Source organism: Bradyrhizobium sp. (assembly GCF_049581145.1).
Lineage (GTDB): Bacteria > Pseudomonadota > Alphaproteobacteria > Rhizobiales > Xanthobacteraceae > Bradyrhizobium.
In genome coordinates this window covers 1-19,260 of record NZ_JBAURI010000830.1, presented here as the reverse complement: position 1 = coordinate 19,260, position 19,260 = coordinate 1, and the positions used below count along the sequence as shown (strand labels likewise).

The following is a 19,260-nucleotide window of genomic DNA, read 5'->3' as shown; positions in this document are numbered from 1 at the left end:
CTCGTCGCCAACGCTCTGGCCTACGGCGGCCGTGCCGACATCGCGCTGACCGAGGCAGAAGATTTCGTCGAGTTGTGGGTCGAGGATCGCGGGCTTGGTATTCCGCCCGGCGAGCGCGACCATGTGTTCGAGCCGTTCTACCGGCTCTATGCCTCGCGCAACCGCGACAGTGGCGGCGCCGGATTGGGGCTCACCATCGTGCGGCAGATCGTGGAAAGCAACCGGGGCACGGTTGCAATCGAGGATCGCCCGGGCGGCGGCGCGCGCATCCGCATCCGATTGCCGCGTGCGGCTGCCGTCGAGTCCGCCGCTTGCGCCGCGCAGCCGCAGGCGTCGTGACGCTTGGGAGTTGGTAGTTTGGGCAGCGCTTTGCCACGCGCAATTGCTCCTCGGACAGGAGGCATAACTCCGTCGTCGTCCGGCGAACGCCGGAATCCATGACCACAGAGACCCGTTGTTGACATCCGACGTGGCCTCAGCCTGCCCGACACCACCCGCCTGTGGTTATGGATCCCGGCTCAGCGCTCGCGTTGCTCGTTTGGCCGGGACGACGCTGCGATGGTGTGCTACACATTTTGCGATCGGGTTTGGCCGTTCGGGGCCAGCGCGCGGACGGCTTCGTCGACGCTGTGAAAGACGTGGTCTTTCGGCAGCACCTCGTAAAGCCCAAAGCGCATGAAGGCATCCTGCGCGCGCAGCGATTCGAGCCGGGCGACCGCGACGGCGATGCCTTGTTCGCGGCATTCCCTGAACAGTTCGAGCAGGTCCTGCGCCGCGGTGAAGTCGATCTCCGGCATGCCGCTGGCTTCCAGCACCAGCAGCCGAGGGGGCGGGTCGGCCATCTGCAGACGATGCAGCACGTCAGCCCGGAAGTTCGCGGCGTTGAGAAAGGACAGCGGCGCCTGCTGCCCCACGACGATCACGCCGGGGATCTGTTCGCCAGCGACATGCGGATTGCTCGGCCACCAGATCGTCGTTCCCGGCACGCGATCGAACACCACAATCCTTGCACGCGTCGTGCTCCAGATGCCGTGCACCAGCGAAAGCGTAATGCCAACCCCGACGCCTTGCTCGATCGGCAACACGATGATCGCGGCCGCGGTCGCTACGATCAACAGAAACTCGCCAAGCGACTCCCGGAAGAGCGTGAGGATTTGCCTGAAGCGGATGATGCGCAGCGCGACGAACAAGAGCACGCCGCCAAGCGCCGCGTCCGGAACGTGCCGCAGCAGCGTGGCGCCGAACGCCAGCAGCACCAGTACCAGCGCCGCCGCGAACAGCCCCGACAGTTGCGATTGTCCGCCGGTCTCGGCGACGATGCCGGTCCGTGGCGGACTGGCGTCGACCGGAAACGCGCCGAACAGGCCGGCCAGAAGGCTGCCGGCGCCGGCGCCGAGAAAGTCGCGGTCGACATCGGCTGGCTTGTCAGGATCGCTCGGGAACGAGCGCGTAGTCGCGGCCGTCTGCACCATGACGACGATGGTGATCAGAAGGCTCAGCGGGACCAGGCGCGCCCAGCGCTCGACCGAGATGTCGGGAAATGTCGGCGCCGGCAGCGCGCCCGGAACGGTCCCGACCACGCTCACGCCCTTGCTCTCGAGGCCGGCCATGATCACCGTGGCGGTCGCCACGACCAGACCGATCAGCGCGCCGGGAATCCGCGCGTTGACGGCTTCGGAGATCGCGACGATCGCCAGCACGCCCAACCCGATCGCGACCGTGAACGGATTGGCGTCGCCGACATGGCGCACCATTTCGGCGATGCGTTGCAGCATCGGTCCGCCGGGCGCGGGCAGGCCGAGCACGCCCGGCATCTGCGAGACCAGAATATGCACGGAGATGCCCGCGAGAAAGCCGACCGTGACCGGCGTCGACAACAGGTTGGCGATGCCGCCGAGACGAAACAGGCCGCCCGCCACCAGCATCAGCCCGACCAGCAACGCGAGCGCCGCCGCCAGCGCCAGATAGTCCGGCGAGCCGGACGCCGCCAATAGCGCCAATCCGCCGGCGAAGATCGGCGTGATCGTCGAGTCCGCGCCGCATGACAGGAAGCGGTTGCTGCCGAGCAGGGCGAAGCCGAGCGAGCCCGCGATGAACGCGTAGAAGCCGATCTGCGGCGAGAAGCCGCCAAGCCGCGCGGTCGCCATTTGTTCGGGGATCGCGATCGCGGCAAGCGTCAGCCCGGCGATCAGGTCGCCGGGAACGCTGCCCGCCCGGTAAGAGGCGAGCGAGCGCAATACCGGCCAGGGTTTATGCGATCGCGGCGCAACGACTGGGCTTTTCAATGCTCGACTCCACTGATGAAATCGCGACCAAATCCGATCGGCCCGCGCGGGGCAAGCCCTGCGCGCCTCATCCAAAGGTTCAGAAGCAGGTCCGCTATTCGATCACCGCGTCGGCGCGCTGCAGCACCGCGGAGGGGATCTCCAGCCCGAGAGCTTTCGCGGTCTTGAGGTTGACCACCAACTCGTATTTGGCCGGCATCTGCACCGGCAGATCGGCCGGCTTCTCGCCCTTGAGGATGCGGTCGACATAAAGCGCCACGCGGCGCGACAGATCGAGCAGATCGCTGCCATAGGACATCAATCCGCCGGCTGCAGGAAATAATCGGTAGGTATAAGCCGCCGGCACGCGATATTGCGCCGCCAGTGCGATGATTTCGGGCCGGTGCGCCATGATGAAAATATCCGGCATGACGAGAAGGCCGCCATTGGGCTGGTGCGCCAGCGACGCCATGAAGAGTTCGATCTCGGCCGGATTGTTGACCGGTGCCGGACTCACCGTGACGTTCAACAGCGGGGCGGCCGCTTCGGTCGGCTTCAGGAAAAACGATCCGCCTCGTGGCGCCGTGACGGGGTTGAACATCAGCGCCACGTGGCTGATGGATGGAATGACCTCCTTCAACAGCTCCAGCAATTTGGGGCCCATCGAAGGCTCGAGATTGGTGAAACCGGTGATGTTGCCGCCCGGATGCGCCAGGCTGTCGACGAGGTGAGCGCCGAGCGGATCGAGCACTTGCGCGAAGACGATGGGGATGGTGCGGGTCTGCGTCTTGAGCGCGGCGACGACGGGTGCGGTGTGACCGACGATCACGTCGGGGGCCTGCTCGGCGAAGATGCGCGCGGCGATCTGGATCTTCTCGACATCACCGCCGCCCCAGCGATACTCGATCCGGACATTCTGGCCCACGCGCCAGCCGAGATCCGCCAGCGCCTTGTTGAACGTGGCTATGATCAAGGGCTGGGCCGGATCGTTTTCCGCCAGCCCCATCAGCACGCAGATTCTTCGCATCCGCTCGGATTGCGCGCTGGCCGCAAGCGGCCATGTCGCCGCCGTGCCGCTGGCGAGCGCAAGGAATTCACGGCGTCGCATCCATACCCCCGGCAAGCCTCCTTGCCCGGACTGCCAGATGACGGCACGTCAAGGCAAGGTTTTTGACGGAGAGGAACACTCGACGCGCGTAGATGCGGCGGGAACGTGTTTAAAATGTTACGGCCGTCCTACCTTGTTACCGTGTGCAAGGCGGTTGCGGCGGATCGGAGTGACCACGCCGTGAGAGCAGCTAACAAACACGAAGCGTTTGCGTCGCGATCATGCCCAAACAATGGGCTGGAGCATGATGGGCGACTCGCGATGAATCATCGCGCGCGGGGGTTGCGTGATCATACCGGCCCGCGATCCCACGGCGGTTCCGGGGCAAAGCGCGTCGCGATGAAATCGATGAAAGCGCGGACCTTCGCTCGCGGATGGCGATCCGGCAGATACACCGCGTGAACGCCGAGAAGTTCGGAGGTCGGACGATCCAGTGCGAGCGCGACGAGCTTTCCTGCGCGCAGATCGTCGGCGACGATAAAGGTCGGCTGGTAGATGATGCCCTGTCCGGCGACGGCCGCAGCGCACAGCGCATCGCCATTATTGGCGCGCAGGTCGCCTGTGATCTGGATGTCGATCTCCGCCTGCCGGCCGAAGCTCCAGCGCCCGGCGCCGGATTGCGACAGCGTGTAGCCAAGACAATTGTGATTGATGAGGTCTTCAACCTTGCGTGGCGCGCCGCATCTTTTGAGATAGGACGGCGCCGCGCAGACCACGGTCAGGCACGGCGCGATCCGTCGCGCCACCAGACTTGAATCCTGCAAACTGCCGATGCGGATCGCCAGATCCCAGCCCTCTTCGGCGAGATCGACCAGGCGGTCGTTGAGACCGAGCTCGACGTCGACCTGCGGATAGCGTTGCACGAACTCGGCGAGCAGCGGCGCGATCTGCCGTGCGCCGAACACGACGGGCGCGTTGAGCCGCAACAGCCCGCGCGCCTCTAGTCGGTCGGCCGCAATCGCGGCGTCGGCGGCTTCGACGTCGGCGAGAATGCGCTCGGACGCTTCCAGATAGAGGCGGCCGGCCTCGGTGATCGAAAGCCGCCGCGTGGTGCGGTGAAACAGTTTTGTGCCGAGCCGCGCCTCGAGCGCCGCCAGATGTTTGGTGACCATGGTCTGCGACAGGCCCATCGCCCGTGCCGCCGCCGACAGGCTGCCTGTGCTCGCGACCTTGGCGAAGACCTCAAATCCCTTGAGGCGATCCAGCATGGCTATTTCACTCTCACGGTGTGAGCTGTCTTTTCATATTACCTGATTAACTCTCTTCTGGGAATGAGTTACTGACTTTCAGACCCCTCAGGAGACTGCCATGATCGATTCCCGAACCGCTCCCTATGCCGCACTGCTGCTCCGCCTCACTTTGGGCGGGCTTTTTCTCGCGCATGCGAGCCTGAAGATCTTCACCTTCACCCCGGCCGGAACGGCGAAATTCTTTGCCAGCGTCGGCGTGCCGGCCGAGCTTGCCTATGTGGTCATCGCCGCCGAGGTCCTGGGCGGCATTGCGTTGATCCTCGGGGTCTGGACGCGCGCAGTCGCCGTCGCTGTGACGCCGATCCTGCTCGGCGCCATCTTCACGGTGCATGGTGCGGCCGGCTTCTTCTTCAACAACCCGCATGGCGGCTGGGAATATCCGGCATTCTGGATCGTCGCGCTCATCGTTCAGGCCCTGCTGGGCGACGGCGCCTATGCGCTGCGTGCCCCGCGCCTCAATGTCGGGCGCGGCGAGTTGAGCGGCGTACATTCCCATTGAGTGAGCAGCGCCGCAAGGCGCGGCTCATCTCTTCGACAGTGAAAACGGCGGCGCTTTCGCGTCGCCGTTTTTTGTCGATCGGCAGCGCAAACCCACCGCCGCGCAGCTGTGGCACCAGGAGTCTGAGCGGGTGTGAGGAGGCTCTGGACAAGCTGGTGATATCCGGCTCAAATCCGAAAACGCAAAACCTCGGCCATGAGCCGGGGAAAAACAAGACGGATGTCCGCACCAATGACGGGCGCCGGGTCAAGGAAACGAGCGGGAGAAACGCATGGCCATTTCACGTCGTGACGTATTGTTGGGCGGCGCCGGCGCGCTCGGCGCGGCGTCATTGTCGTTGCCCGCGATCGCCGACTCCGAGCCGATCAGGATCGGCTGTCTGGCGGCGATGACCGGGCCGAGTTCGGCGCCGACGCTGGGTTTCAATCGCGGCGTGAATTTCGCCGTCGAGGCCATCAATGCCTCGGGCGGCGTCAAGGGACGCAAGCTCGAGATCATGATGCGCGATACCCAGGGCGATCCCAGCAAGGCGGTGAATGCGACGCAGGAGTTGATCAGCCAGGCCAGGGTTCACGGCATCTGGGGGCCGTTCAATTCGGGCGAGGCGCTGGCGACGACACCGATCATGGCGCGCGCCAGGATGCCGAACATCCATCCTTGCGTGGTCGAAAGCCTGATCGACCCCGCGAAATTCCCCAGCGCGTTCCGGATGGCGCCGTCGAACAGCCAATGGGACGATGCGGTGCGCAATTATTGCCTGAACGTGCTGCATGTGAAGAAGGTCGCGGTGATCGGCGACACCACGGGCTATGGCGTGACCGCGGCAGGCGCCTCGGTCGCGGCCTTCAAGAAGGATGGCGCCGATGTGGTCTATCAGGCCAATATCGATGCTACCCAGCCCGACATGACCCCCGACATGCTGCGGGCCAAGAACGCCGGCGCCGAAGCCATCGTGGTGTGGAGCGTGACGACCGGCATGGAGGCGCGGATGTTCAACACCCGCGCCGCGATGAACTGGGACGTGCCGTTCGTCGGCCATCCCTCCCTGGCGTCGGGTGATATCGCGGGCCTGGTCGAGAAGCCGGACAATTGGAAGAAGGTCTACGCCATCGGCTACAAGAGCTGCAGCTACGACGCATCGGGCAAATTGCCGCCGAAGAGCCAGGACCTGGTCGACCGACTGACCAAAGCGGGCGTGGCGCTCAACGACACGTTGTTGTGGTGGGTCGCCGGCGGCATCGATGCGATCGATCTGTTCGCCAAGGCTGTCGAGAGCAGCGGCGCGACGGAGCCTGCGGGGATCGTCGCCTATCTCAATTCGCTCAACAAATATCCCGGCTATTTCGGCGACTATACCTTCACGCCGATCCAGCATAATGGCTATCCGACCGACGAGATCGTGATGTCGGAAGCCTCGACCGCGAAAAACGGCACCTTCGCGCTGGCGCCGGGATATTCCTGAAGCCAGGGCAGGGCAGACCGCCATGCTCGCCTCCATCCTTGCATCCGGTCTTGCGGCGGGCGCGGTCTACGCGCTGGTCGGCATCACCTACAACACGATGTTTTCCACTTCGCGGGTGATGAGCTTCACCGCGGGCCAGCTGGCGATGCTCGGCGGCGTGCTCGGCTCGCTGTTCATGCTCAAGCTCGGCCTGCCGCTGATTGTCGGCCTCGTCTTGACGCTGCTCGGCTGCGCCCTGATCGGGGTCATTACCGAGTTCGTCGCGGTGCGGCCGGTGCTGAAAAGCCTCGACCAGCATCTCTACGTGCTCTCGACCTTGGCGCTGGCGCTGATGATCCAGCAGGTCGCGGCGATCGAATGGGGCACCGAGCCGCAGCCGTTTCCGCGGCTGGTCGGCTGGGGCAGCGGGGTTTGGGACGAAAAATTCTGGCTGCCGGTCGCAGCCTGCGCGATCACCATCCTCGGCCTCGAATATCTGTACCGCCGGACCCTGGTGGGCCGTGCCTTCCTCGCGATCGCCGAGGACAATTTCGCCGCGCGCGCACTCGGCCTGCCCGAGCGCAATCTGCGGATCGCGAGCTATGCGCTGGCCGGCGTGATCGGCGGCGTCGCCGGATTTTCCGGCGGCGAATTGCTGCTGGCGTTTTTCGCCAACGGCGCGCTGTTGAACTTCTACGGCTTCGTGCCGGTGGCGCTCGGCGGACTCGGCAACAACCGTGGCGCCATCGTCGGCGGCCTGGCGCTCGGTCTGTTCCAGCAGGCGGCGAACTTCCTGGTCGGCGGCATCTTCTCCTCCGTCGCCGTCTTCAGCCTGTTCATCGTGGTTCTGCTGGCGGCGCCGCAGGGGCTGTTCGGCGCCTCGACCGCGCGGAGAGTGTGATGACCGCAGTCACCGCCGTGTCCCCGCGCAGCGAAACAGCGGCGAGCTGGCGCGCGGCCTTGCCGCATCTGGCGCCGTTTCTCGGTATCCTCGTAGCCGCGCTGATCATGCCGCTGGTCAGCAACGACTACTGGGCGCTGATCGGCACCCGGATGGCGATCTACTGGGTGCTGGTGTCGGGCCTCAACCTGGTGGTCGGCTTCGCCGGACATCTGGCGATCGGCTATGTCGCGCTGCTCACGCTCGGCGCCTATACCACGAGCGTGCTGGCGGCCGGCAATGTGATGCCGGCGTTGCCGGTGTTCGCGGCGTTGTCGATCGCGGGCGTGGTCGGCGCGGTCTTTGGCGTGATCGTCGGCCTGCCGGCGCTTAGGCTGCGCACCTTCTATTTCGCGATGTCGACGCTCGGCTTTGCCACCATCGTCACCCAGATCGCGCTGGCCTGGCAGAGCGTCACCGGCGGCGGCATCGGCATTGCCGGGCCCGAGTTTCCGCAGCCCTTCAACTCGCCATGGGGCTTCTATTTCCTCTGCGTCGCGTTTGCCGCCTTCACCACCTGGATGAGCGCCAATGTCGCGCGCAGCCGTTTCGGCCGGGCGCTGATCGCCGTGCGCGACGCCGAAGTCGCGGCCGAGGCCCACGGTATCTCCAAGCCGCGCACGCTGATCGCGATCTTCCTGTTCGCCGGCGCGCTGGCGGCGATCGCCGGCGGCCTGTTCGCGAGCCTGCAGACCTATATCACGCCGGATGCCTTCACCTTCGATCTGTCGGTCTTGTTCTTCATCGCGATCCTGATCGGCGGCCGTGGTTCGATCCTCGGGCCGCTGCTCGGCACCATGATCCTGACCGTGCTGCCGGAGATCGCCGCTCCCCTCGCGGCATGGTCCACCTTTCTCTATGCGGTGCTGCTGCTCCTGATCGTGCTGGTGATGCCGGGGGGCATTGCGGCACTTTTGGATTTCCGCAACCGCCGTCCGCTCGCCAGCAATCGCGCCATCGTGCCGCGGCCGGCGGCGCTGGCCGAGATCCTGCGCCGAAGCAAGGGCGGCCGCCAGCTCTCCTTGCGTGGCGTCGCGCTCAGTTTCGGCAATGTCCGCGCCATCGACGGCCTCGATCTCGACATCGCGCCCGGCGAGATTCACGGCCTGATCGGCCCCAACGGCAGCGGCAAGACCACGACCTTGAACGTGATCTCCGGCTATTACGCCGCCAAGGCCGGCACCATGACCCTGGGCGACGAGACGCTGCCGCCGGGCCAGCCGGCATTGCGCGCTACGCACGGCATCGCCCGCACCTTTCAGACCCCGCGCGTGATCGGCGAGGCCTCGGTGCTCGATAACGTCATGATCGGCGGCACGGTGGAGGGCAAGGCCAGTTTCGTCGAGGCGCTGCTGGCGTTGCCGCGCAATTGGCGCGACGAGCGGATGCTCGCGGCCAAGGCGCGCGCGCTGCTCGGAATCGTCGGTCTCGAAACGCTCGCCGATGTCCGCATCGACCGCCTGCAGCACAGCGAGCTGCGCTTCATCGAGATCGCCCGCGCGCTGATGCTGGATCCCGATTTCCTGCTGCTCGACGAGCCCGCTGCGGGCCTGTCCACCGGCGAGATCGCCCGGCTGGCCGAGCTGATCAAGGCGATCAGCGGCCGCGGCTGCGGCGTATTGCTGGTCGAGCACCACGCCGACCTGATCTTCGATATCTGCCATCAGGTCACCGTGCTCAATCTCGGCCGCATCCTCGCCGCCGGCACGCCGGCCGAAATCCGCATCCACAAGGAGGTGGTCAGTGCCTATCTCGGCGGCTGAACCGCTGCTCGCTGTGCGCGCGGTGGAATCCGGCTATGGCAAGATCCGCGTGCTGCATGGCGTCGATCTGACGATCGCGGCGGGCGAGGTGGTGGCGCTGCTCGGACCGAACGGCGCCGGCAAGACCACGCTGCTCCGCGCAGTGTCGGGACTGTTGCCGGTCAATGCCGGCGAGGTGCATTTCGCCGGCCGCGACATCACCCGCATCACGCCGCGCGACGCGGCCCGCGCAGGCCTCGTGCATGTCATCGAGGGCCACCGGGTGTTCACGCAGATGTCGGTGACCGACAATCTGCTGCTTGCGGGCTACGATCTGCCGCGCGCCGAGCGCGCGGTGCGAATCGAGCAGGCACTGTCGCTTTTCCCCGAGATCGCCGCAAAGCGCCGCGAGCGCGGCGGCGCGTTGTCGGGCGGCCAGCAGCAGATGCTGACGGTGGCGCAGGGACTGGTGCGGCGGCCGCGGTTGTTGATGCTGGATGAACCGTCAGCCGGCCTGTCGCCAGTGCTGGTCGATCGCGTGCTCAATGTCATCGGCCAGTTGCGCCAGCAGGGCACCGCGGTGCTCCTGGTCGAGCAACTCCTGGAAAAGGCGCTGGCCGCAGCCGACCGGGTCTACGCGCTGGTCCAGGGCCATATCGTGCTACAGGCAAAGACCGGCGAGAGCGATCTGCCGCACCGGCTCGAGCTCGCCTATTTCGGCCACGAAAGCCACGCCCAGGCGGCGGGCTGACGCGCCGACTTGTTGTTGAGCGGATCGAGCCTACCGGGTCCGCGCAATAGGCCTGCCGGCCACGGCGACCCTTGACCCGAGGCGGACAGTGAGGCCAGAGTCCGTATCTGTCGTGCAGTCCGCAGACCTAGCAAGCCGTTAAAATCAGTCTCGTATTCTATTGATGGCGGTTACGAGCGATGTACCAGCAGGACATTCGGACATTCGGTAAACCCAGCAATTCTTCCGTTCACTTTCTTTACCGATTGTCTCCCCTAAGTTTTCCGCCAATTCGCTATTATATGAGCGTCGGAGGGCCGTGAGATGAAATGCATCCTGTGTAAGATGTGTGAGACTGCGCACGCGAAGTTCGACAAGAAAATGGACGCTTGGCTCTACGAGCAGAGTAACCATGTTGAAATCATGCAGCGAGAGACGGACCCGGCCGCGGTGTACGAAGCTTACGAGCAGACCGATAAGGCGGAGTCATTTAAGCAATTTCCTTGCGCTCGCCGAGAGCGGATCAGTTTGGTCGATGGCCGCGGTAGGACAAATGTTTCTTCCAGCAACCGGCACTACAAAGGATTTGGTGCAAGCTGAAAAATGGCTGGTTCGCGTATATCAGGCCGGATCGGATTATGGACTTGTCTGTCTCGGGTGTCTTTTCGAACGAACGGAACGGTCCGAGAAGGCGCAAGAAGTATACAGGGCTGGGGTCACGCGCGGCTTTGTGCCTGCAATGGTCTATTTGGCGGCGAGCTATCGGAGATCATCTGCTTGGGCCCAAAGGCGTCATGAGACGCTGAGCTTGCTTGACAATGGTTGGGCCGTTGGTGACCTTTTCGCCCGGCATTGGCCGACAACGGCCATGGTTCGCGGTTGGTTCGGGCTGCGGTATATTCCCGAGGGCTTTCGGCGTTTGCCCAGTGTGGCACACGATGTGGCTGCTCATGTCGCGGATGAAACTCCGCCGCCAAAGGGCAACAGCAGGACGCGTCCAAGCATCATCAGCCGTCTCGCACAGCTTTGGCTAGTGGACGCCACTCGGCACCCGGCATCACAATCTCCTTGCGGATAGGTGGTGCGTGATGACGAGTTCGGACATGATCTGCTCGTTTTGCGGAAAGGAGCGGCAGGATGCTTTAGCCATGGTCAACGGGGTCTCAGTGAATCGAAGGGGCCAGCAAACGGCAGGCGTCATTTGTGACGAATGCGTTCAATCGTGCGTGCGGGTTACCGCACTCCAACATCCAGAGTGGCTCGAACAGCACCGTCAATTCGTCATGACCCTTGGTTCGTCATGACCCTTGGGGAGTGAAGCCTGATCTACCGGGGCAGAAGGTCCGCTTGGCACATCGCGTCATTTTGCTGCGCGGCCGAATTCCGTCGCGACCGGTGCATCGCGGATATTGGTCAAGAGCAATAGGGCTCGATTTATGAGTACGCCGTCTGCATCTTACGCCGCCAGCACGGCTCGTCTGACCGCCTGCGGCAGCGCAATCGTGCGGAAGAAGGACTTCGGATAGAGATAATCCTCGCCGGATTCGTCGATGATCCGAAGCAGGCCGTGTTTCTCGGCGGCGGCATCGCGAAGGGCAACGTAGATCTTGCGTTTCTCCAGCGAAGCCGGATAGCCCTCGTTGTCCACGCAAACGACCAGTTGTTTTGCTTGTGACTTTGTCATGGGTTCAAAGCAGATGCTTGATCTTGAATTCCTTGCGCCCGATACCGGCCGCTTCATACCAATGTAACTCAGCCATATGAATAGAGCCATCGGATAATCGTACGCGCGCTAGGCGCTTGCGCCAGCGCCCGTAGATTCGTCGCAGCCGCGCAACCTCGCGAATGCCGGATCCGGTGGCGAAAGTTTCGATGTCGGAAATGTCCCCAAGAATCTCGAAACGCATGATCTCGATCGTGGTGGGGTCATCCAGTCAGGTCAAGGTCGTTCAGCCTAACTAAGGAGGTCTTGTTGGGGGCCCGAAGCCCGTCCGGTCCCGCGCAACTGCGCGGCCCAATGGGTGTTATCCGCCGCAGACAAACCTCATTGTCCGAGATGTTTTCGACGCGGATTGCGCGAGTTGATATTTGTCAAAGTCTTTCGGACAATTGTCCGCCGCGGCCTGCAGCGTCGGCTGCGCGGCCGTCCGGGCGAGATCGGCGCGGCGGCACACAAACGTGCGTCCGGATTTGATAGGCCATCCAGGCTCGCCAGTCAGGCATGCCGCGTCATGGTCTTGACCATCCCTCTTGCAGATGCTCCGAAGAAGCAAGAACGCGATCCGAAAAACAGGCAGCCTGGCGACGACCCGACCGTTCGGCACGGTCTTGCAAATCGAGCGCGCAAACAACATCAAGGAGAGAGACGACTGATGCGCCGGCTGCCCTTCTTCTACGGCTGGGTCGTGGTCGCCGTGACCTTCGTCACCATGGCGATCGGCGTCAACGCGCGGACCGCGTTCTCGCTGTTCTTCCCGCCGATCCTGTCGGAATTCGGCTGGGAGCGCGGCGTCACCGCCGGTGCGTTCTCGTTCGGCTTCGTGGTCTCGGCCATCGTCAGCCCGTTGATCGGCCGCCTGATGGATCGCGCCGGACCGCGTGCCGTGATGGAGCTTGGCGTCGCCCTGATGGCGGGAGGATTGCTGCTGGCACCTTTGACCAGCCAGCCCTGGCATCTCTACGTCACCATCGGCGTGATGGTCGGGGCGGGCAGCATCTGTCTCGGCTATTCCGGGCAATCGCTGTTTTTGCCGAACTGGTTCATCCGCCGCCGCGGGCTGGCGATGGGCATTGCGTTTGCCGGCGTCGGCATCGGCTCGGTGACGCTGTTGCCCTGGGTGCAGCGGATGATCGAGGCGACCGGCTGGCGCACCGCCTGTACGGCGATGGGGCTGATGGTTTTGATCGTGTTGGCGCCGATCAATCTCTTGCTGCGCAAGCGGCCCGAGGACATCGGGCTGCGGCCCGACGGCGAGGCCGCGCCGCATCCGACAGCCAAGAAGCCGCTCTCGAACATCATCGATCCCGCCTGGGCGGCGATCGACTGGACGCTGCCGCGCGCACTTCGCACCGCGCGATTCTGGTGGATCGCGCTCGGCTATTTCTGCGGCCTGTACATCTGGTACGCCGTGCAGGTGCACCAGACCAAATTCCTGCTCGACATCGGCTTCAGCCCGAACCTCGCGGTGTGGGCGCTAGGCTTCGTCAGCCTGCTCGGGATTCCCGGCCAGATCGTGCTCGGGCACTTATCCGACCGCATCGGACGGGAAGCGATCTGGGCGATCGCCTGCGCAGGCTTTGCGATCTGCTTCGGCGCGCTGATCGCGCTGAAATATCAACCCAGCTTCGTCCTGATCTACCTCATGGTGTTCGCGCAGGGCGCGCTCGGCTACGGGCTGACCTCGATCATGGGCGCCGTGGTGCTGGAAATCTTTCTCGGGCCGCATTACGGCAGCATTTTCGGCTGCATCATGCTGGCATCGTTGGCCGGCGGCGCCGCCGGCCCCTGGATTACCGGGCTGCTGCACGATCTGACTGGCGACTACACCATTGCATTTGCGATCGGGATCGCGGTCAGCGCCTTGTCCGCGATCGCGATCTGGCAGGCCTCGCCGGGGAAGGTCCGCGCGGTGGCGGGCCGCTTGCACCATGCCAAAGCCGGAGCGGGAAGCTGAAGTCGTCATGTCAGGCGGACGAAATTCCGATGGCGCCGTGCAGGTCGCCGATCGCCCGCAGGAAGCTGTCGGCGGGCGTCGTCTCCGGATCGATCAGGCGGTGCAGGCGGAAGCCATCTTCCAGCGCCAGCACGATCGCGGCGATCCATGCCGGGTTTCGCGCTCTTTTGCGGCCGTCGTTCCTCAATGTGGTCTCGACGATATCGGCGACCAGCTTGCGCCTGGCGCGTAGACGCTTGGCGAGGTCCGGCCTGCGCTGTTCGGCGCGCGCCACGAACAGGATCATCTCCATGTGCAACAGCGGAGACCGGCCGAGCGGGTCCTGGCGGCTGCGATCCATCGTCTTCAGCGCGTCGAGAAAATCCGCAAGCGTCCTGTGCCGGGCGAGCAGATCGAGATTGCGTCGAATGGACTGGGCGACGTGATCCTCCAGCATGGCGATGATCAATTCATCCTTGCTCTTGAAGTTCGAGTAGAACGCGCCACGCGTGAAGCCGGCTTCGGCCGCGATGGCCTCGATGCTGGCGCCGCCGATCCCCTGCTCTTCGAAGACGCGCGCCGCCGCCTCGAACAGCTTCTCGCAGGTATCATCCCGCGTCGGTCTGGTGCGAAGTCTTGACATCGGCGCAGTTTACGTCAGAATGCAACTCGATACAATAGTGTATCGAGTTTCGTGTACCGGATTTGGGCGGGGCATCTTATCTCGGCAACGCATGAGGTCTCCCATGAACGAGCATGTCCAGACTGCGAGCAGCGAGCCGTTGTTCAATCCGCTGTCGCCGGAGTTCATTCGCGATCCCTATCCGTCCTATGCGCGGCTGCGCACCTCCGATCCGATGCACCTCACGCAGCATGGCGCGTTCGTCGCCAGCCGCTACGCCGAGGCCAGTCTCGTGCTGCGCGACAAACGCTTCGGCAAGGATTTCGTCGCGCGCAGCATTCGCCGCTACGGCCCCGAGATCATGGAGGAGCCGGTGTTCCGCAGCATGAGCCACTGGATGCTGCAGCAGGATCCGCCCGATCACACAAGGCTGCGCGGCCTGGTGGTGAAAGCCTTCACCGCGCGCCGGGTCGAGGACATGCGGCTGCGCATCCAGGAGATCGTCGACCGGACGCTCGATGGCGTGATCGAGCGCGGCCACATGGACCTGATCGAGGATTTCGCGTTTCGCCTGCCGGTCACGATCATCTGCGACATGCTCGGCATTCCCGAAGAGCATCGCGAGGTGTTCTACAAGAGCTCGCGCGACGGCGGCCGGCTGCTCGATCCGGTGCCGCTGACGCCGGCCGAGATCGCGCAGGCCAATGCCGGCAACGCCATGGCGCGGATGTATTTCCAGCAATTGTTCGAACTGCGCCGCCGCAATCCCGGCAACGATCTGACGACGCAATTGGTGCAGGCCGAGGAAGACGGCAGCAAGCTCTCCAACGAGGAGCTGACCGCCAACATCATCCTGTTGTTCGGTGCGGGCCACGAGACCACCGTCAATCTGATCGGCAACGGCCTGTTGGCGCTGTTCCGCAATCCCGACCAGCTTGCGCTGTTGCAGGCCGATCCCTCGCTCATCACCAACGCCGTCGAGGAGTTCCTGCGCTATGACTCCTCGGTACAACTGACCGGCCGGGTGGCGCTCGAGGACATCGACGACCTGGGCGGCAAGAAAATCCCGAAGGGCGAGAGCGTGCTCTGCCTGCTGGGGTCGGCCAATCGCGACCCCGCGGTCTATCCGGACCGGCCCGACCGGCTCGACATTACCCGTCCCAATGTGCGCCCATTGTCGTTCGGCGGCGGCATCCATCATTGCCTCGGCGCTCAGCTGGCACGAATCGAGGCTGAAATCGCCATCTCGACCCTGCTGCGGCGCCTGCCCGCCCTGCGGCTTGACGACGCGGACAATCCGGCGTGGCGGCCGACCTTCGTGCTGCGGGGCTTGAAGCGGCTTCCCGCCAGCTGGTGAGGCGCTCGGTCCGACGTCAGAGGCGACGTCAAACTTACTGCCAGGCTTGATCGCCAGAGTTGGGGCCCTCACGCGGCATTGCTGTGACTTCGCCACACTTGTCACTATATAGATACGCTGACGCGGCTTGCTGCGGCGGATGGGCCGCCTCGAAGTTTGCCCAAGGGGAGAACCCGTGCAGACGACCCTGCTCGGATTGGCCATTGCGTTCATCCTTGCCCTGATCGCGGCGCTGATCGGGCCGTATTTGATCGACTGGAACCAGTTCCGGCCACAGTTCGAGGCCGAGGCCACCAAGGTGATCGGCGCCCCCGTGCGGGTGGCCGGTGCATTGGACGCGCGGCTATTGCCGACGCCGACGCTCAGGTTGCGGTCGCTGACGGTCGGCGGCGCCAACGACCTCGGCAAGGTGCGCGCCGACAAGCTCGATATCGAGTTCAGCCTGGGCGATTTGATGCGTGGCGAGTGGCGCGCCAACCAACTCACCATCAGCGGCCTGGCGCTCGATGTCGGCCTCGACCGGCAAGGCAAGCTCGATCTGCCGGCCTCCAACGGAACGTTCAATTTTGCATCGCTGTCGATCGACCGCCTCAATCTCACCGGCCGTGCCGCGCTGCACGACGCCGCCAGCCACACCACCATCGAGCTGAACGACATCGCGTTCTCGGGCGATGTGCGCTCGCTGGCCGGATCGGTGCGCGGCGACGGCAGTTTCGTGCTGGCCGGAACGCGCTATCCGTTTCGCATCTCGTCGGGCCAGAATGCCGACAACGCCGGCACAAGGGTTCATCTCAGTATCGATCCCGGCGCGCGTCCGCTGGCGGCCGACCTCGACGGCGTGCTCAATTTCGCGGCGCGCGTGCCGCGGTTCGAGGGCCTCATGACGCTGGCCGCTCCGCCGCAGCCCAAGCCGAAGACCGGTGAGACTGCGTCAACGCCCTGGAAGATCTCGGCCCGGGTCAAGGTCGATCATGCAGCGGCTCTGCTCGATCAGATCGAGGCGAGCTATGGCGTCGAGGAGCGCGCGTTGAAATTCGCGGGCTCCGGCGACGTCAGATTTGGCGCCTCGCCGCTGCTGCACGTTGCGCTGGCCGCCCGCCAGCTCGATGCCGACAGGTTCTTCGCCAAGGATGATGTCAAGGATGATGCCAAGAACGATCATGACAACGGCAAAGACAACGGCAACCCCGACACTTCCGCCAATCCGGCACGGCTGTTGTCGGGGATGCGCACGCTGATGGCGAAGTTGCCGCAGCCGCCGCTGCCGGCAAAGATCGAGGTCAATGCCGAGCAGATCATGCTGGGCGGCCGTCCGCTGCAGACCCTGTCCGCCGAACTGCACAGTAACGCGCTCTCGTGGTCGATCGACCGGCTGGATGTTCGCGCGCCTGGCGCGACCGAGGTCAGCTTTCAAGCGGCCTTCTACGGTCTTCCTGCCGACGCCAACGCCGCCCCGGCCGGCTCATCAGGCGATTTTTCGGGCGCCTTCGACATCGCATCCTCGGATCCCGATGTGCTGATGGCGTGGCTGCAGGGTCGCGCCGATGTCGCGCTTCGCAGCCAGAAGCCGCTGCGCGTCGGCGGCGCGATGATCGCGAGCGCCGATCACTTCGCGATCGATGGTCTGAAGGCCGAGATCGACGGTGGCGCCGTCGAGGGACATGTCGCACTGACAACACCGCCCGCGGGCGGCATCTCCCGCCTCGAAGCCGCATTGACGTCGAATCATCTCGATCTCGATGAGGCGTCCGCCCTGGTGCGTTCGCTTGCCGGCCCGGATCCGCATTGGCCGGAACAGGCGACGGTTTCTCTCGATGCCGGCAGCGCTGTATCGTCGGGGCAGGAATGGCGTCCGTTCAAGGCAAAATTCGCCTACAGTCCCAACGCGGTTTCGCTCGAGCAGTTGAAGATCGGCCGGCCAAACGGTGTTATGCTCGAAGGCGCTGGGAATTTTGACCGCGTGGCAGCGACCGGCAGACTGGATTTGACCGCGAGCGCGGGCTCGCTTGGCGGGATCGGTACACTGGTCGCCCCGTTCGCGCCTCGGGTCGCCGCGCGTTTCGATGCGATGGCGAGCCCACCGGGGCCGACGCGACTCAAGCTGGCGCTCGATCTCGGCAAGATAACCGACAAGACCTCCGAACAGGCTGATCACGGCAATGCGCGCGCGGTTCTCGATCTCGATGCGCCGCAGCTCAAGGGCACGGTGACGATCACGGCCAAGCCTGAACTCGGCAGTCTCCGTGCCGCCGATGTCGATCGGCTGCGTCACAGCGAGATCAATGTCGAATCGAAGTTGCTCGCAACGCGCGGCGATTCCCTCATCGCGCTGCTGGGGCTCGATCACGCGGTCGCAGCCGGCGACGGCGCTGCGCAATTTCAGGGAACGGCGAGTTTCGTGTGGGGCACGCCACTGCGCCTGGACGCCAGGCTGTGGGGGGCCGGACTCGACGGCGAAGCGGAGGGCACCGCCGAGCCCTGGGCGGACGTCCCCACGGCCAGCGTCAATCTGAAAGTCCGCAGCGTCAATCTGGCCCCGTTGTTTGGCTTCAAGCCCTCGGACCGCGCGGCGCAGAACATCAGGCTGTTCGCGCATGCCGCGCTCGCCGGCAACCGTCTGACGCTCGACGATCTCGATAGCGTGGCGACGGGCTCGCGGCTGCGCGGGCATCTGGCGGTGACGCTGGATCAGGGCAGGGAGGTCGAGGGCGAAATCGGGCTCGACACGCTTGATCTGCCGGCCGCCTTTGCGTTTGCGATCGGCGCCGCCGGTCACGCTGCGGCGGAGCCGCTCGGCGAGGGGCTGGTGCAGGGTTGGCGCGGCCGCGTCGCGTTCCAGGCTCTCAGCGGCGTGCTTCCCGGCGGCAGCGAACTGCGTCCGCTGAGCGGGGTGGTGAAGAGCGACGGACAATCGCTGACACTCGATGCGCTGAAGGGGCGCATCGGCGACGGCGAGGTGAGCGCCACCATCGACGCCCGGCCGGGCGTGAACGGCATGACGCTGAATGCACATGTCGAGCTCGCCGGTGTCGACGGCGGCGCGTTGCATTATCGCGGCCTGAAGATGCCGGCCGGCCGCACCTCGCTCGAGATGACGCTGATGAGCCAGGGCCGCAGCGTTCAGGCCTTGCTCGGTGCGCTGTCGGGCAGCGGCACCGCGACGCTGGAAAAAGCATCGATCGCGGGCCTTGATCCGCGCGCCTTCGATGTCGCGCTGCATGCCAGCGATTTGGGCCAGGCGACCGGCGATACAAGGCTGCGGCAGATCGTCGAGCCGGTGCTGTCTGCTGGCGTTTTGCCGGTCGACACCGCGCAGATTCCGTTCACGATCAGGGACGGACGGCTTCGCATCGACGCGACCACGCTGGACTCGCAAGGCGCGCGCGCCATTATCTCGGGCGGCTACGACATTCCCGCCGACCAGGCGGATATTCGCGCCAGCCTGAGCTCGACGTCGATCGGCTCCCAGAACAGCCGCCCGGAGATCCAGCTGTTCGCCGCGGGTTCGCCCGACGCGCTCAACCGCACGGTCGATGTGACCGGGCTGTCGTCATGGCTGGCGGTGCGAGCGATCGATCGCGAAACCCGACGGCTCGATTCGATCGAGCGTGGCGAACCGCCGCCGACGGAGCCGCCTTTTGCACCGCCTTCGAC

General features: G+C 64.8%; 16 protein-coding genes. 10 read left to right on the top strand and 6 right to left on the bottom strand.

The genetic code is table 11. The annotated features are described in order from the left end of the window. Positions 1-339: sensor histidine kinase (locus WCB02_RS27285; protein WP_423962864.1), on the top strand; the 339-nt coding region annotated here is incomplete at its 5' end. A 227-nt stretch (positions 340-566) separates the two neighbouring features. On the opposite strand, the gene WCB02_RS27280 is transcribed toward WCB02_RS27285, so the two are convergent. The 3 genes from WCB02_RS27280 to WCB02_RS27270 form a co-directional block, all read right to left on the bottom strand. Beyond that, positions 567-2,285 carry a SulP family inorganic anion transporter gene (locus WCB02_RS27280; RefSeq protein WP_423962863.1) on the bottom strand — a complete coding sequence of 573 codons (1,719 nt, stop codon included), beginning with the start codon at positions 2,283-2,285 and terminating at the stop codon, positions 567-569. A 94-nt stretch (positions 2,286-2,379) separates the two neighbouring features. Then, positions 2,380-3,372, bottom strand: a complete 993-nt coding sequence (locus WCB02_RS27275) for an ABC transporter substrate-binding protein (protein WP_423962862.1) — start codon at positions 3,370-3,372, stop codon at positions 2,380-2,382. Between the two features lie 290 nt (positions 3,373-3,662). After that, positions 3,663-4,580 (bottom strand): LysR family transcriptional regulator, encoded by a 918-nt coding sequence (locus WCB02_RS27270; RefSeq protein ID WP_423962861.1) that lies wholly within the window; start codon positions 4,578-4,580, stop codon positions 3,663-3,665. A gap of 100 nt (positions 4,581-4,680) precedes the next feature. Between WCB02_RS27270 and WCB02_RS27265 the strand changes: the two genes are divergently transcribed. The 6 genes from WCB02_RS27265 to WCB02_RS27240 all read left to right on the top strand — a co-directional run bounded on the left by WCB02_RS27265 (position 4,681) and on the right by WCB02_RS27240 (position 10,574). Continuing rightward, a complete protein-coding gene (locus WCB02_RS27265) occupies positions 4,681-5,121 on the top strand; it encodes a DoxX family protein (protein ID WP_423962860.1) in 441 nt (146 codons plus the stop codon). Between the two features lie 271 nt (positions 5,122-5,392). Further along, positions 5,393-6,583 carry an ABC transporter substrate-binding protein gene (locus tag WCB02_RS27260; protein WP_423962859.1) on the top strand — a complete coding sequence of 397 codons (1,191 nt, stop codon included), beginning with the start codon at positions 5,393-5,395 and terminating at the stop codon, positions 6,581-6,583. Positions 6,584-6,605: 22 nt separating this feature from the next. Next, positions 6,606-7,463: a branched-chain amino acid ABC transporter permease gene (locus WCB02_RS27255; RefSeq protein ID WP_423962858.1), complete on the top strand. Its 858-nt coding sequence runs from the start codon at positions 6,606-6,608 to the stop codon at positions 7,461-7,463. Then, positions 7,463-9,265, top strand: coding sequence for an ABC transporter permease subunit (locus tag WCB02_RS27250; RefSeq protein WP_423962857.1), 1,803 nt, complete (start codon positions 7,463-7,465; stop codon positions 9,263-9,265). The genes WCB02_RS27255 and WCB02_RS27250 overlap by 1 nt, the downstream gene beginning before the upstream one ends. After that, on the top strand, positions 9,246-9,995 hold the full coding sequence (locus WCB02_RS27245; RefSeq protein ID WP_423962856.1) for an ABC transporter ATP-binding protein: 750 nt from the start codon (positions 9,246-9,248) through the stop codon (positions 9,993-9,995). The genes WCB02_RS27250 and WCB02_RS27245 overlap by 20 nt, the downstream gene beginning before the upstream one ends. Before the next feature lie 303 nt (positions 9,996-10,298). Continuing rightward, positions 10,299-10,574, top strand: coding sequence for a hypothetical protein (locus WCB02_RS27240; RefSeq protein WP_423962855.1), 276 nt, complete (start codon positions 10,299-10,301; stop codon positions 10,572-10,574). An 856-nt stretch (positions 10,575-11,430) separates the two neighbouring features. Here WCB02_RS27240 and WCB02_RS27235 read toward each other — a convergent pair. Together WCB02_RS27235 and WCB02_RS27230 are read right to left on the bottom strand one after the other, a co-directional pair. Then, positions 11,431-11,658, bottom strand: coding sequence for a hypothetical protein (locus tag WCB02_RS27235; RefSeq protein WP_423962854.1), 228 nt, complete (start codon positions 11,656-11,658; stop codon positions 11,431-11,433). Between the two features lie 4 nt (positions 11,659-11,662). After that, entirely contained in the window at positions 11,663-11,881 is a 219-nt protein-coding gene (locus tag WCB02_RS27230) for a hypothetical protein (protein ID WP_423962853.1), read from the bottom strand. A gap of 465 nt (positions 11,882-12,346) precedes the next feature. On the opposite strand from WCB02_RS27230, the gene WCB02_RS27225 reads away from it, so the two are divergent. Next, positions 12,347-13,648, top strand: coding sequence for an MFS transporter (locus WCB02_RS27225; RefSeq protein WP_423962852.1), 1,302 nt, complete (start codon positions 12,347-12,349; stop codon positions 13,646-13,648). Between the two features lie 10 nt (positions 13,649-13,658). On the opposite strand, the gene WCB02_RS27220 is transcribed toward WCB02_RS27225, so the two are convergent. After that, complete coding sequence (locus tag WCB02_RS27220) at positions 13,659-14,270, bottom strand: TetR/AcrR family transcriptional regulator (protein WP_423962851.1); 612 nt, start codon at positions 14,268-14,270, stop codon at positions 13,659-13,661. 103 nt (positions 14,271-14,373) lie between these two features. On the opposite strand from WCB02_RS27220, the gene WCB02_RS27215 reads away from it, so the two are divergent. Next, positions 14,374-15,606 carry a cytochrome P450 gene (locus WCB02_RS27215; protein WP_423962850.1) on the top strand — a complete coding sequence of 411 codons (1,233 nt, stop codon included), beginning with the start codon at positions 14,374-14,376 and terminating at the stop codon, positions 15,604-15,606. Positions 15,607-15,781: 175 nt separating this feature from the next. Continuing rightward, a partial coding sequence (locus WCB02_RS27210; RefSeq protein WP_423962849.1) for an AsmA family protein occupies positions 15,782-19,260 on the top strand: 3,479 nt, incomplete at its 3' end.

What these genes read in the sequence shown, in the direction of transcription:
- WCB02_RS27260 (WP_423962859.1), top strand. Translation starts at nt 5,393, where the DNA reads ATGGCCATTTCACGTCGTGACGTATTGTTGGGCGGCGCCGGCGCGCTC.
- WCB02_RS27250 (WP_423962857.1), top strand. Translation starts at nt 7,463, where the DNA reads ATGACCGCAGTCACCGCCGTGTCCCCGCGCAGCGAAACAGCGGCGAGC.
- WCB02_RS27215 (WP_423962850.1), top strand. Translation starts at nt 14,374, where the DNA reads ATGAACGAGCATGTCCAGACTGCGAGCAGCGAGCCGTTGTTCAATCCG.
- WCB02_RS27235 (WP_423962854.1), bottom strand. Translation starts at nt 11,658, where the DNA reads ATGACAAAGTCACAAGCAAAACAACTGGTCGTTTGCGTGGACAACGAG.
- WCB02_RS27270 (WP_423962861.1), bottom strand. Translation starts at nt 4,580, where the DNA reads ATGCTGGATCGCCTCAAGGGATTTGAGGTCTTCGCCAAGGTCGCGAGC.
- WCB02_RS27240 (WP_423962855.1), top strand. Translation starts at nt 10,299, where the DNA reads ATGAAATGCATCCTGTGTAAGATGTGTGAGACTGCGCACGCGAAGTTC.
- WCB02_RS27230 (WP_423962853.1), bottom strand. Translation starts at nt 11,881, where the DNA reads ATGCGTTTCGAGATTCTTGGGGACATTTCCGACATCGAAACTTTCGCC.
- WCB02_RS27265 (WP_423962860.1), top strand. Translation starts at nt 4,681, where the DNA reads ATGATCGATTCCCGAACCGCTCCCTATGCCGCACTGCTGCTCCGCCTC.
- WCB02_RS27275 (WP_423962862.1), bottom strand. Translation starts at nt 3,372, where the DNA reads ATGCGACGCCGTGAATTCCTTGCGCTCGCCAGCGGCACGGCGGCGACA.
- WCB02_RS27225 (WP_423962852.1), top strand. Translation starts at nt 12,347, where the DNA reads ATGCGCCGGCTGCCCTTCTTCTACGGCTGGGTCGTGGTCGCCGTGACC.
- WCB02_RS27220 (WP_423962851.1), bottom strand. Translation starts at nt 14,270, where the DNA reads ATGTCAAGACTTCGCACCAGACCGACGCGGGATGATACCTGCGAGAAG.
- WCB02_RS27255 (WP_423962858.1), top strand. Translation starts at nt 6,606, where the DNA reads ATGCTCGCCTCCATCCTTGCATCCGGTCTTGCGGCGGGCGCGGTCTAC.